Source organism: Asticcacaulis biprosthecium C19 (assembly GCF_000204015.1).
Classification (GTDB): Bacteria; Pseudomonadota; Alphaproteobacteria; order Caulobacterales; family Caulobacteraceae; genus Asticcacaulis; species Asticcacaulis biprosthecius.
The window spans coordinates 1255712-1268146 of sequence record NZ_GL883077.1 but is presented as its reverse complement, the minus strand read 5'-3'; the positions used below and the strand labels follow the sequence as shown (position 1 = coordinate 1268146).

Sequence of the window (12435 nt, the reverse complement as noted above, 5' to 3'; positions counted from 1 at the left end):
CTCCCGCCCCGTTCTTCACGGGGAGGGGGACCGCGAAGCGGTGGGAGGGGCTTTGCCGTCAGTGGAATAGCCCTTCCGAGCTAAAATTGGGATCTAAAACGATATGCGTATTCTGTCCGGCATCCAGGCCTCCGGTTCGCTCCACCTGGGCAACTATCTCGGCGCTTTGAAAAAGTTCGCCGACATGCAAGCCCTCGACGCCACCCGCTTCTACATGATCGCCGACCTGCACGCGATCACTGTCTGGCAGGCCCCGGAGAAGCTGCTGTCGCAAACTCGCGAGATCGCCGCCTGCTACCTGGCTGCCGGCGTCGACCCTGAAAAATCGACCATCTTCCCGCAATCCGCCGTGCCGCAACACACCGAACTGGCCTGGCTGTTCAACTGCGTGGCGCGCCTGGGCTGGCTCGACCGCATGACCCAGTTCAAGGACAAGGCCGGCAAGGACAAGGAACGCGCCTCGATCGGGCTGTACACCTACCCGGTGCTGCAGGCCGCCGACATCCTGCTGTACCGGGCGACCCACGTCCCCGTCGGCGAGGACCAGCGCCAGCACCTGGAACTGACCCGCGACGTCGTGAAAAAGTTCAACCACGACTTCAAGACCGACTACTTCCCGGTGCCGGAAACCCTGTACCAGGGCCCGGGCGCGCGCATCATGAGCTTGCGCGACGGCACGGCCAAGATGTCGAAATCCGACCCGTCCGACAATTCGCGCATCAACCTGACCGACGACGCTGACACCATCGCCGGCAAGATCAAGAAGGCCAAGTCCGATATGGACGCCCTTCCGTCGGAAGAGGCCGGCCTGGTCGAACGCCCGGAAGCCAAGAACCTGGTTGGCATCTATGCCGCCCTGTCCGGCATCACCAATCAGGCCGTTCTGGACGAGTTTGGCGGCAAGGGCTTTGGCGCCTTCAAACCGGCCCTGGCCGACGTGGTGGTGGGCAAGATGGCGCCGATCTCCGAAAAGCTGCGCACGCTTCTGAACGACCCGGCGCAAATTGACGCAGTCCTGGCCAGGGGCGCGGAAACGGCGCGCGAAGCCGCCGCCCCCGTGGTAAAGGACGTCAGGAAAATCTTCGGTTTGTGGGGCTAAGCCTATGAAAATCGCCACCGTATTCGCCCTATCGCTGCTCGCCCTGACGGCCTGCGAAGGCAAACAACAGACCACTGCCGCCGCGACATCCAACGTCAACGGCGTCATCACCAACACCAAGGTGCTGATGACCGACTACGCCATGCGCGCGGCTCTGGGGACCAATCCCAACACGGCGGCCTATGTCACCATCAAGAACGGCGGCGACAAGTCCGAAAAGCTGTTGTCCGCCACTTGCGCCTGCGCAACAAAAACCACCCTTCATGAGATGACCATGAAGGACGGTGTCATGTCGATGGGCGAGAACACGGGCGGCTTCGAGATCAAGCCGGGCGAGACCCTGGTCCTGGCGCCGGGCGGCAACCACATCATGCTGGAAGGCCTGACCGACCGCCCGGCGGAAGGCCAGACTGTGAATGTTACCTTGACCTTCGACGGCGCCGGTCCGGTGACCTTGGCGATGCCAGTCTCGAACGCTCCCCTGGCCAAGAGCGGCACCTCGGAAGAGCACGCGCATTAAGGCATAACGCTGTCCTACCCAAATGCCCCTTCTTCCTTCTCCTCCCATGGGAAGATGGGGAGCGGGGTGGCCCGTGCCATGGTGAGCAAGCGAGCTAGGCCGCAGGCCAATAGTGAAGGTGTACTGGGGTGACAGGCGCTCCTTTCACCCTATTCCCGATGTTGGTTTTCACGTCTTGGGCGCTCTATTCGGCGGGGCGGCCGATCGCTACAATCTGGTGGCGTTTGAAGGAGTTCAAAATGGTGGGCGTTATCTGCGGTTCGAGCAAGAGTTGGCGGACCAGCTTGGCCGTAATGGCGTTACTACTTTTAACGCAACCATCACCTACGGCGCTTGCAGCGGCCGTTCCAGCACCATCACTGCCGCGCATGGGCTTAAAGGCAGCGTCACAGTCCGACAACCGCCATTGCCACAACGACCGTAAGGAAAGTGCGATGATCTTCGACGAGAACTTTGAACAAACGATCCAGGATACGATCGCCCAGATGCGGGTTGCCGCGGGGCGTTATGCCGATCATAAGATGGTTCTGTTCATGATGGGCTCCAGCGAGAGCAATCATGCACTCCTCTACATTGAGGAACAACCTGGGCGTGTTCGGGTGGTGAACCCGCAGATCGAAATCGACCCCGCGGACCATACGCTGGATGATCTGATCAGCAAACTCTTTGAGGCGCACGGAATCACGGGGCAGTATGGACCCGATATAATCCCGCTGCGTTTCGATGGCCAGATCAGGTTACTGGTTGAAGGCGACCAGTTCTCCATTCGCACCGTTTATCCGGAGGAACTTCACCCGGATCTGTCTTACTTACGTGACCCCAACGCGACTGCTGAGCAGCATGTCGCTCACGAGGACAATGCCATGATCCTCATGGGCGAGATGTATTTCGACGATGCCCAGTTGATCGATGTCACTGAGGGAACGCGAAGCCAGCTTCCGCCGAAGCGCTTTGATCTCAGAACCAAGGCCCCGGTGGACTGGCCGCCAGGTGAACCACAGCCGCCCGCAAAGCCGTGATGGGATGGAAACTCCCCCGTGAAGGGGGCAGAGTCATTAATTGGGACCAAACCGGGACCGGTTGTCGAATGTAAAATGGGTCAGGCCGTCATTTCCGGCGGAAGCGTGAGAAAAACGCCCACATCGCATCGTTATCGGCAACCCAGCTATGCCCACCTCCGACCGTGATCCGGCCCGCGACATCGGCATCGTCGCGGCACCCGGTATACCACTCTTCGTAAACATCCACCGCCACCCACCGAGTGACCGGCGCGGCCTTACAGCCATTCAACTGCGCCCATCTCTGTTGCGCTGCATGCATGGTATATTGCCAATAGCCTGCGCCGCCACCCTGAATGGGGTTGGTCGCGTCCCGATCACCGGCAAAGGCCATCACCGGCATGGCATGTGACGGCGTACAGGTCGCCGGATCCGGTGTGTGGGGATCGTCCTTCGACGGATTGCCCGCGCGAAGCCCGACCACCGGCGCAATCGCCGCAAATCGGTCTGCGGCGACGCAGCCAAGCCATGACGTCATCCGCCCTCCACCCGACAGCCCGGTGGCATAAACCCGCGTGGCATCAACACAGCCCTGAGCCACCAGCCAGTCGATTGACGTCCGGATATAGGCGACGTCGTCGGCATCCTCAGGCCCCGGTACTTCGCCCGATACGGTCGGAACGCCCGGTATGTTCCACACATACCCCTTGTCGTGGGGAATCCCGCCGTCGGGCGCGGCAACGATAAAGCCATGCCGGTCGCCCGCCAGCGCCAGCCCGGCACTTTTCAGCATATTGGCCCCCGTCCCGCCCGATCCGTGCAGCAAAACGACCAGCGGCAAGGGCCGGTCCGGGTCGAATTCCGCCGGCAGATGGATCAGCATCGACCGGCCGGTCTCGCCGATAACGACTGCCTGGGTCATCCCGGCGGCGCCACATCCGGCCGCCTGCGCCACCCCACCCCAAAAGGCCAGAACCAGCACACACAAACCCATCGCGATCCTGTTCATTGGCCCCCTGTTTCAATAGCTTTGACCGCACACTACCGGCGCCTCCGGCACGCGTACAGACACGAATGCGATTTATGGAGCGACGGCACGGAGGTTCACCTAGGAACCGAGCCGCGAACCGTCAAATTTGGCCCCCAAATAAGCCAGATAAGCCAGATGAACAGAGCGTCACTCGGTTTTTTCCGTGACTTCCGTGCACGCAGCCGCAGGCTGCGCTTCCGTGTTTTCAGTGTTCCTCTTAAATGCTGGCGGCAGGCCGGCTGACTGGGCGTTCCCTGAGACAGTGAAAGGGAACACGGACCACACGGAGGCCGCTGCGCGGCGCCACTGAAAACACGGAATTCAGGATGCTGCACCAAGGTACAAACCCTCACAGCCTCCGGGAATAAAGGCGCTTCGCGCGGGAGATCCCCTAACCGAAATTCCGCGTATTTCCATCTCTTTCCGTGCCTTCGGTGGTAACATTTTACCGGCCTACCAGACCATATGGCTCAACACGTCCGCCTGGACCGCATTGAGCACCGTCACAACATTCCCACTGCCGAAGTCGATGACCACGTTCAGCCCCACCTGGCTCACCAAGCCGGCATTGTCCACCCCGCCGGTATAGGCGTTGACATTGATCATATCCCCTTCAACGGCGCTGAAGTCGGTGACCGTGTCCGTCCGGTTGCCCGCCGTGAACAGGAAGGTATCCCCCCCCAGCCCGCCGGTCAGGCTATCATTCCCGCCCAGCCCGTTCAGCACATTGTCCCCGTCATTGCCGACCAGGACGTTACCAACACTGTTACCCGACGCTTCAATGTCCGCCGCCCCCGTCAGCCGCAGTTCCTCGGCATAGCGACCCGTCAGTGTATAGGTCGCCGACGCATACACCACGTCATAGCCTTCACCACTGGCCTCGACCACCTTGTCGCCAGAGCTCTGAACATAATAGGTGTCGTCCCCCAGCCCGCCGGTCAGGGTATCGTTACCCACCAGCCCGTCCAGCACATTGTTTCCGGAATTGCCGGTCAGCTTATTGCCGACGCCATTGCCCGTCGCGTTCAGGTCCGCCGTCCCCGTCAGAATCAGGTTCTCGACCACCGTCCCGACCAGCACATAGCTTACCGACGAATAGGCCAGGTCTACCCCTTCGCCGGCCAGTTCGAAGATCTTGTCGCCGGAATGATCCAGGTAATAGGTATCATTGCCCAGCCCGCCGGTCAGGTAGTCACCGCCGGTGGCGCCATCCAGCACGTTATTTCCGCTGTTGCCGATTAACTGGTTGTGCGCGCTATTGCCGGTGGCATTGATATCGCCCGTTCCGGTCAGGGTCATCCGTTCGACATAGTCGCCGAGTGTATAGCTCACCCCTGCCTGGACCAGGTCGTCGCCCTGACCGGCCACCTCGATCACCACATCAGACGCGGTGTTGACGACATAGGTGTCCCAACCGGCGGCGCCGGTCAGGGTGTCACTGCCGTCACCACCGTCCAGAAGATTGGAGCTGTTATTGCCGGTCAGGCTGTTGGCCGAGGCGCTGCCGGTGCCGTTGATGTTGGCGATGCCAATCAGAACCAGGTGTTCGAGATAGGTGCCCGCCAGCGAAAAGGTGATCGAAGCCTGTACGACATCCGCCCCCTGACCGCTCTGTTCGTCGATCACATCGCCGACCGCATTGACGACATAGGTATCGTTGCCCGTTCCGCCGGTCAGGCTGTCATCACCGAAGCCGCCGTTCAGCATGTCGTGGCCTGTCCCGCCCCACGCCGTGTCATCGCCGTCACCGCCATTTAAGGTGTCATTGCCGGTACCGCCATAAATCTGGTCGTTGCCGTCTTCGCCAGCGATGGAATCATGGCCGCCGCCGCCGTCGAGCAGGTCATCGCCGCCGCGCCCTTCGATGGTATCGGCGCTGTCGCTGCCGGTATAGGTATCATTGTCGGGGCCACCGGCCCAGATGGCTGCGATTACGCTTTTACCGGAGACACGACTTGGCATAGTTTTCTCCCGGGATTTTGCGGGAGGATACCCAGATACCGCGACCTGGCGCAAGGAGATACGGATGACGGTAACTGACTACTGGGATGCGGTGGCGCAACGCTACCTCGACCTGTTCCGCGACGAATTCGACGACAAACCCTTTGACCTCGCGATTCTGCGAAGCTTTGCCGCACACTTCCAGCAAACGCGAAGTATCGTCGATGTCGGTTGCGGACCCTGCGGAGCCTTGTCACGCATACTGTCGGGCTACGGCCTGACGGTGACCGGAATCGACATTTCCCATAAATGCGTGGCATTGGCCAAAACCGAACAACCCGACCTCGATTTCCAGGTCATGGACATGGCCAAAATGTCCTTTCCGGACAAGGGTTTCGACGGCCTGGTCGCCTACTACGTCCTGCACTATACGCCAATCTCCGACCTGCCCGGTGTCATCCGCGAATTCGCCCGTGTGCTGAAACCCGGCGGCCGCTTGCTTCTGGTCGCCAAGGAAGGCGACGGCGAAGGCTGGATCGACGACCCGATGGGCATAACCGACCAGGTCTTTTGGTCGGCACCGTCTCTCGCCGATCTGCAAAACCTGCTAACAGACAACGGCTTCACCATTTCTGACTGCCAAGTCCGCAAGCCGCACGCCCAGGAGATAGACGTCCGCCGGATCTATCTCACGGCTATTCGCATTTAGTTCGCCAGCATGTTGCGGTAAACCTCCGCCTCTTCCGGCGGCAGGTGCGGCAGGAGGGCGCGAATGGTCTGGCCACCGACAATCTTGCCGTCTCGGAAGTACATCCAGTCGGAAATGTCATCGGGCTTCACGTCGATCACCTGACCGAGCTTGACATTGGTTACCCATTGAGGATCATTTCCTATAGCGCAGCGAGCGGCCTTGCCGTCACCGACGATATCGGTACACCAGAAGTGCTCGACCGCCTCACCATCGCTAATCTCGATCTTCAGCGCGAAGTCGCTTTCGTTCGGCTTCGGATCGGCGAGTTCGGCCCAGAACACCGGCAGGGTGGAGCGCGCCTTGGCAATAGCCGCGTTCATGGCGGCATCGCCTTCTTCCACGACGACGATCGGATCGTCCTGGGCAACAACCGGTGTTGCCAGGCACAGAAAAGCGGCAGTCAGCAAAACAAGGCGCATGAAGGTATCTCCCCCGGAAAGGCTATACCCTGTTGCGGGATCGGCCCGTTGTCAACCGCCCAACCGCGACAGTTCCTCCGCCAGTATATCATAGACCACCCGAATACGCCGGCTGGTGCGCAGTTCGCGGTGGGTGACAAGCCACAGCGGCACCTCGACCGGGTTCAGGTCCGGCAGGACCTCGACAACATCCGGCACACGGGCGGCGATTTCGCGCAGCATGGCGCAGACGCCCAATCCCCGCCGGACCATCTCCCACACCACAACGGAATTCTCGGACACGAGCCGGAAATCGCGCCCTTCGACCGGAACGCCGACATCCCGCATGAAGGCGGCAAACCGTCCGACATCCTCGAACCCGATCAGGGCGCCGGCAATGTCGGCTGGCTTCTGCGGCAGGCCATGCAGCGCCACCCAGTCACGGCTGGCGAAGAAGGCGGCCTTCGAAGTACGAACTTGCTTGCCGATCAGATCGGGCTCTTCCGGCCGGACATGGCGCAGGGCGATGTCAGCCTCCCGCCGGCGCAGGTCGCTCAGCTTGTTGGACGCCACCACCACAATCGTCACCTGCGGCGCCTCCCGCCGGATACGCGCCACGATGTCGGGCAAGACATAGGCGGCATAGGCGTCGGACGCCGAAATGCTGACCCGGCCTTCGATGGTTTCGGCATGCCCCGTGGCCGATAGGGTGGTCGCCATGGCGGCCTCGCCCATCGCCCGCACATGTTCCAACACGCCATGACCCGTCTCGGTCAACACCAGCCGCTTGCCGACGCGCTCGAACAAGGTGAGGTTCAGTGCGGATTCCAACGCCGCGATCTGACGCGACAGGGTCGGCTGCGTCAGGCCGATCTCGCGCGCCGCCGCCGACAGCGAGCCATGCACGGCGGTAGCGTAAAAGGCGCGAAGCTGGTTCCAGTCCGGATTATTCATGCGCATACGTATAAGCGATGTGCGAATTTCGGCAATATCATTCCTATCTGTATATGGTACTCCACGGGTCACCACGGGAGACACCATGCCGGACATCACGAAGGACGCCCGCTTCTGGGATCGCATCGCGCGCAAATACGCTGCCGACAAGATCGAGGACGTGGAAGGCTATGAGCGCACCCTGGAGCGCACCCGGCAGTATCTGAAACCTGCCGACAAGGTGCTCGAATTCGGCTGCGGTACAGGGACGACGGCGCTGAAGCTGGCGCCCCACGCGGCGTCGTATCTGGCGACGGATATATCCGCCGAGATGGTCACCATCGCTCGCGAAAAATTGGCCGAAACCCCTGTTGCCGGGCTCGAGTTCGCGGCCACGACCCTGGACGATCTCAATGCCGCGCCCGACTCGTTCGACGCGGTCCTGGGGTTCAACATCCTGCACCTGGTGACGGAAGTGTCGGCGACGGTGCGGCGGGCGCGCAGTCTGCTGAAACCTGGCGGGCTGCTCATCACCAAAACGCCGTGCCTGAAGGAGATGAACCTACTGATCCGGGTCGCCTTGCCGGTGATGCAGGCCCTGGGTAAGGCGCCCAATGTGTCGGTCTTCACGTCGCGTCAGTTGGAAACGATGATCATGGCGGCGGGCTTCGAGATCGTCGAAATCGCCCGCCATGCCAGCAAGGGCAAGGACACCCGGCCGTTTATCGTCGCCAGGAAGGTCTGAACCGGATTGCAGTTACCCCCCCCAACAGAGACTGACATATGCTGCCAGACAAAGTGCGGATCGTATTCGGTCGTGTCCCGGGACGTGGTATAGGTTCGGCAGGACACCGCCTGACCGTGCCAGTTAACTTGGTCGCACTAAAGTGGTTCCGCAGGCTTCGCCAAACCTTTACGATCAACCACATCCTGTCCGTCGACAAATTGCGAGCAGCGTTCGTTGTTAAAGTTTTGTGTGCCAAATACCTGGACACACGACTTGAGCCCTCCGGACGGAACGCGTCCCTGTTCCTGCAACCACGTGCACTGCGCGACGGCCCCGACCAGATAGCTTGCCAAGGGTAAAGTCGTGTTTGTGCGCTTATTCGCAAAGGTATCCGCAATAGCGTGGTCGAATTTGTCTGGGCTTCTGGAAATCTGGTGCAGGCGTTCATGGGTAATGGTATTTATCGCGCAAGATTTGTCGACGACATCATTCTGTCTGTAGCGATACATATTTACGCGCCCAATCGACATGGCTCCGGGTAAGTCGATTCCATTGAAATGCGTGCTACCGGTTCTTGCGACGTAATTAAACATTGTGTTGTCGCTGTAGGCTTCGCTTCCAAATAGTGCGACCGGCACCGGAATAATCGTCAGGCCAGGCTCTCTCAGCGCCACGATATCCGTCAAACGACGCATGGAAACGGCTTGCCATTCCGGATTAGCAAATATCTCGGGATAGTCGCCTTCCAACGACAGCAGGTTTTCCTCGAAGTGGGGGGAAGCCAGAAGATCGTTAGACGTCTGAATGAGGGATTGCAGGAGTTCGCGTTCTTCCTGTGACGCAACGCCATCAATTCGAAGATGAGAACTAACGCTTTCCAAAGGTTCCGCGGCGATGGTTTTGCCGGCAGACGCCAAAACCATCGCCGCAAAGGCGGCATATTTCAAAAATTTCTGCATGTCACGTCCCTATAACAACACCCGCTTCGTAAACGCCCCGAACGCATCCAGGGTCGACTGCAACCCGGCCTCATCATACCGCATGATCTTCGTCTTATCGATGCCCTCTTCGTCGAAGGCGTGGGTCGAATCCAAAGTCATGGTGTCCACCGACACCCCCTGCGCCCTTAACCCCTTCACCAGCCGTAGCGACTGCTTGTAGCTGGCCAGGTGGTCCTTCAGGGTCAGGACAGTAAACACCGGCGGCTTGTGGTGCCACGGCCGGGTCACCGACCGGGCCATAAAGTTGATATAGGGATAGGCCAGGAAAAGGCCCCGCACCCCGTCCAGCCACTGCGGCGCCGGATCGGCCAGGCGTGCCTCGCCCGGCCGCGCCAGCTCCTGGGTCATCAGGTCCATGATCGCCCAGGCGCCATGGCTCCACCCGGCCAGCATGATCCGCTTGGGGTCGACCTCGTAACGCCGGCTCAAGCCCCACAGCATGGCCAGAACATCGCCCGAGCGTTCGAATCCGCGCAGCTTGAAGCCCTTGCAAACGAAGTTGGCGCCGAACTTGCGGCTCCATCCGCGCGGGCCATAGGAATCGACGACATAGACCCGCACGCCCAGCGCCACCGCGACCTCGGCATACAGGCCCATATTGGCGGCTATGCCACCGCAGCCGTGGAAAATCAGGATGGTCGGACGCGGATGCGCGTCGGCAGGCCCGTAGACCTGCACATGCGGCATCAGCCGCTCGAAACGCTCCGCCATCGTCTCCATTACATCGCCAACTTTTCCGGTTCCGCCGACATGGCGAAGGTCGTCTTCACGAACCCGACCAGGGCGTCCATCGACAGGTGCATGGCCTCTTCCGAGAAGCTCATCACCATGCCCTTGTTGTCCTTTTCGTCGAAGGCGTGGCTGGCGTCCAGGCTGAGAATATCGACCTGGGCGCCACCGGCCTTGATATTGTCGAAGATCTTGCCGGAATGTTTGAACGGCGTCAGGTGATCCTTCTCGGCCAGGACGGCGAAGGTCTTGGGCGCCCGCACCCACTTCTTACGGTTCGACCGCGCCGGAAAGTTGATATAGGGATAGACGAGAAAGATGCCGGCGACCTCGGCCAGAGCTGGATCGGGGTCTTTCAGCTTGGACGCGCCCGGCTTGTCGAGCTTTTCGGTCATCAGGTCCATGATCGACCAGCCGCCATGGCTGAAGCCGCACAGGATGACCTTGGACATATCGACCAGGCCCGACTGTTTCAGCCCCCACATCACGGCCAGCACGTCGCCGGAACGCTCATAGCCCTGCATCACCGCGCCGGTGCAGATCAGCGACACCGCGAACTTGCGGTCCCAGCCGCGCGGTTTGAACGAGTCGACGACATAGGCGCGCACGCCCAGATCAGCGACCGCCTGGGCATAGATGTGGATGTGTTCGCGCATGCCGCCGCAGCCGTGAAACAGCGCTACCGCCGGGCGCACGACATCGTCCTGCGGGCCGTAAACGGTGATGTCAGGTTTCAGCAGGGCATAGCGTTGTTCGAGTGTATCCATGGATCGATAAGTCCTTCATCATGAAAGGGCTTGTCCACGTCCCCGCCCGGTTAGCTCAGCGTTTCCGCTAAAAACGCATCCAGCGCGGCCCCTGTTGCCTGATGCGAAGCACGATCATAGGTCATAAACGGACCAAAATGAAGGGGGCTGTCTTCGTCGAAACAATGGGTCGCATTCAGGGTCAGGATATCGACCGGCAGACCTTCCTCGGCCAGGTGACGGAAGACGGTTTCGGAGTGGCTGTGGGCGGTCAGGAAATCCTGCCGCGGCAGCACTACCTTGGTCTTCGGCGTGTAGTACCAGTGGTGGATGTTCGACCGTGCCGGGAAGTTGGCGTACGGATAGACTAGGAACACACCCCTGACGCCGGCAAGCGGCGCCGGATCCGGATTGTGCAGGCGGGCCTCGCCGTCGCGGGTAAGCTTCTGGGTCATCAGGTCCATGATGGCCCAGCCGCCATGGCTCCAGCCGGCGAGGAGGATGCGGTCGCCGTCGACATCGGCGCGTTGCTGAACGCCCCAGACGGCGGCCAGGACATCACCTGAGCGTTCATAGCCGTGCAGAGCCAGGCCGGAACAGACCAGGCTCATGGCGGCGGATTCGTCCCAGCCACGCGGCGTGAAGGAATCGATGACGAAGGCGCGGTAACCGGCCGCCTCGACCTGGCGGGCATAGCCGTGAATATGTTCCCTGACACCGTTGCAGGCGTGGAAGAGAAGCACCGCCGGAAGTTTGTCGTCCGTCGCCGGACCGTAGGCGGTGATGTGGGGTTCCAGGCGCGCGAATCGACGTTCAACAGTATCCAGCACGCAAACACCTCTTGCATTGCGCCGGAACTGTCACAATAATAGTTACGAATTGACATCCGGACATTCCGGGATCAATCAGAATTCGCCCCAAATAGCCAGCTTAAAACGTCGGAGCCCTCCCCCCATGGCCGATAGCCAAGCCCAGACTCGCCAAACCACCCACGATATCCTCCCCATGTTTACGGAGCGCTGGTCGCCGCGCGCCTTCTCCGATCAGCCGGTGACGGAAGACCAGATCCTGACCCTGCTGGAAGCGGCGCGCTGGGCGCCGTCGGCGTCGAACCTGCAACCGTGGCGGTTCATCTACGGCATCAAGGGTGAGCCGGAATTCGATACCCTGCTGAGCCTGCTGATCCCGTTCAATGAGGGCTGGGCCAAACGGGCGGCGGCCCTGATCTTTGTCGTTTCGGTCAAGTCCTTCGACGGCGAACGCCCGGTGGCGACCCACAGTTTCGATGCCGGCTCGGCCTGGATGTCGCTGGCCTTGCAGGCCCACAGCATGGGTCTGGTGACGCATGGCATGGGCGGGCTGGAGTTCGAGAAGGCACCGCTGATCCTCGGGCTGAACGATAACCTGAAGCTGGAGGCCGGGATTGCCGTGGGCTATCAGGGCGATCCGGCGACCCTGTCGGAATCGCTTCAAAAGCGTGAAATGCCGTCGACGCGGCAACCGCTTTCGGCCATGGCCTTCAAGGGTAAGATCAGCGGATAGGCAAAATATTACCTCTCCCC

At 60.7% G+C, this 12435-nt stretch carries 15 protein-coding genes; 7 read left to right on the top strand and 8 right to left on the bottom strand.

Translation table 11 applies throughout. The features are described from left to right. Positions 1-103 precede the first annotated feature (103 nt). The 4 genes from trpS to ABI_RS06175 all read left to right on the top strand — a co-directional run bounded on the left by trpS (position 104) and on the right by ABI_RS06175 (position 2638). Positions 104-1099, top strand: coding sequence for a tryptophan--tRNA ligase (gene trpS / locus ABI_RS06185; protein WP_006272017.1), 996 nt, complete (start codon positions 104-106; stop codon positions 1097-1099). 4 nt (positions 1100-1103) lie between these two features. Continuing rightward, on the top strand, positions 1104-1619 hold the full coding sequence (locus ABI_RS06180; RefSeq protein ID WP_006272016.1) for a copper chaperone PCu(A)C: 516 nt from the start codon (positions 1104-1106) through the stop codon (positions 1617-1619). 112 nt (positions 1620-1731) lie between these two features. Then, on the top strand, positions 1732-2043 hold the full coding sequence (locus tag ABI_RS26600) for a DNA/RNA non-specific endonuclease (protein ID WP_157138714.1): 312 nt from the start codon (positions 1732-1734) through the stop codon (positions 2041-2043). Between the two features lie 10 nt (positions 2044-2053). Continuing rightward, positions 2054-2638 carry a hypothetical protein gene (locus ABI_RS06175; RefSeq protein WP_040308632.1) on the top strand — a complete coding sequence of 195 codons (585 nt, stop codon included), beginning with the start codon at positions 2054-2056 and terminating at the stop codon, positions 2636-2638. Between the two features lie 88 nt (positions 2639-2726). Here the strand turns inward: ABI_RS06175 and ABI_RS06170 are convergent, their stop codons facing one another. Both ABI_RS06170 and ABI_RS23455 read right to left on the bottom strand, forming a co-directional pair. Then, positions 2727-3626, bottom strand: coding sequence for a CE1 family esterase (locus tag ABI_RS06170; RefSeq protein ID WP_040308631.1), 900 nt, complete (start codon positions 3624-3626; stop codon positions 2727-2729). Between the two features lie 474 nt (positions 3627-4100). Beyond that, positions 4101-5609 (bottom strand): calcium-binding protein, encoded by a 1509-nt coding sequence (locus ABI_RS23455; protein ID WP_006272012.1) that lies wholly within the window; start codon positions 5607-5609, stop codon positions 4101-4103. 64 nt (positions 5610-5673) lie between these two features. On the opposite strand from ABI_RS23455, the gene ABI_RS06160 reads away from it, so the two are divergent. Continuing rightward, the gene (locus ABI_RS06160; RefSeq protein ID WP_006272011.1) at positions 5674-6297 is read left to right on the top strand and encodes a class I SAM-dependent methyltransferase; all 624 of its coding nucleotides are present in this window, start codon (positions 5674-5676) and stop codon (positions 6295-6297) included. Here the strand turns inward: ABI_RS06160 and ABI_RS06155 are convergent. Further along, positions 6294-6758, bottom strand: a complete 465-nt coding sequence (locus ABI_RS06155) for a YegJ family protein (RefSeq protein WP_006272010.1) — start codon at positions 6756-6758, stop codon at positions 6294-6296. The two genes, ABI_RS06160 and ABI_RS06155, sit on opposite strands and share 4 nt — an antisense overlap. 51 nt (positions 6759-6809) lie before the next feature. Then, positions 6810-7691 (bottom strand): LysR family transcriptional regulator, encoded by an 882-nt coding sequence (locus tag ABI_RS06150; RefSeq protein ID WP_040308980.1) that lies wholly within the window; start codon positions 7689-7691, stop codon positions 6810-6812. Between the two features lie 85 nt (positions 7692-7776). Here ABI_RS06150 and ABI_RS06145 point away from each other — a divergent pair, with 85 nt between their 5' ends. Further along, positions 7777-8415 (top strand): class I SAM-dependent methyltransferase, encoded by a 639-nt coding sequence (locus ABI_RS06145; RefSeq protein WP_006272008.1) that lies wholly within the window; start codon positions 7777-7779, stop codon positions 8413-8415. A gap of 137 nt (positions 8416-8552) precedes the next feature. Here ABI_RS06145 and ABI_RS06140 read toward each other — a convergent pair whose 3' ends face one another. The 4 genes from ABI_RS06140 to ABI_RS06125 are packed head-to-tail and all read right to left on the bottom strand — an operon-like array spanning position 8553 to position 11703. Beyond that, complete coding sequence (locus ABI_RS06140; protein WP_006272007.1) at positions 8553-9356, bottom strand: hypothetical protein; 804 nt, start codon at positions 9354-9356, stop codon at positions 8553-8555. A 9-nt stretch (positions 9357-9365) separates the two neighbouring features. Further along, positions 9366-10118 (bottom strand): dienelactone hydrolase family protein, encoded by a 753-nt coding sequence (locus ABI_RS06135; RefSeq protein ID WP_040308630.1) that lies wholly within the window; start codon positions 10116-10118, stop codon positions 9366-9368. After that, a complete protein-coding gene (locus ABI_RS06130) occupies positions 10118-10894 on the bottom strand; it encodes a dienelactone hydrolase family protein (protein ID WP_006272005.1) in 777 nt (258 codons plus the stop codon). The genes ABI_RS06135 and ABI_RS06130 overlap by 1 nt, the downstream gene beginning before the upstream one ends. Before the next feature lie 50 nt (positions 10895-10944). Further along, the gene (locus ABI_RS06125; protein WP_006272004.1) at positions 10945-11703 is read right to left on the bottom strand and encodes a dienelactone hydrolase family protein; all 759 of its coding nucleotides are present in this window, start codon (positions 11701-11703) and stop codon (positions 10945-10947) included. Positions 11704-11827: 124 nt separating this feature from the next. On the opposite strand from ABI_RS06125, the gene ABI_RS06120 reads away from it, so the two are divergent. Beyond that, positions 11828-12415 carry a nitroreductase family protein gene (locus ABI_RS06120; RefSeq protein ID WP_040308629.1) on the top strand — a complete coding sequence of 196 codons (588 nt, stop codon included), beginning with the start codon at positions 11828-11830 and terminating at the stop codon, positions 12413-12415. The last annotated feature ends 20 nt before the right edge of the window (positions 12416-12435 follow it).